The 269-nt window shown below is 50.6% G+C and carries 1 protein-coding gene; it reads right to left on the bottom strand.

Annotated features, from left to right (window positions below):
- Positions 1 to 47: 47 nt before the first annotated feature.
- The coding region (locus tag HBA93_RS21350; RefSeq protein ID WP_221724593.1) for a hypothetical protein at positions 48 to 269 on the bottom strand (222 nt) is incomplete at its 5' end.

The following is a 269-nucleotide window of genomic DNA, read 5'->3' as shown; positions in this document are numbered from 1 at the left end:
AAAAAAGCCCGCACTCGGCGGGCTTTCCTGTGATTGAAGATCCGTTCTTATCCGAACGGGAGAAAATAGCGCCTGATCGCTTTTGCCAGCATGTTCGAGAAGAGCAGCAAAGTGCCAAATCCAAGCACCGCTGCGATCTCGTAGCGGTATGTTCCGGGTTCATTAATGAAACTGTCGATTGCAGCCGGTACAAACATGACAATCAACAACGCGACGGGTGCGAAAGTTAAAAGCACGGCGCGCGGGAATGAAAAAACAAGGAGAAACGG

This window comes from Ochrobactrum sp. SFR4 (assembly GCF_019730395.1).
In the GTDB taxonomy this organism is placed as follows: domain Bacteria; phylum Pseudomonadota; class Alphaproteobacteria; order Rhizobiales; family Rhizobiaceae; genus Pseudochrobactrum.
The sequence above is the reverse complement of the archived record's forward strand: the minus strand, read 5'-3'. Positions and strand labels throughout refer to the sequence as shown.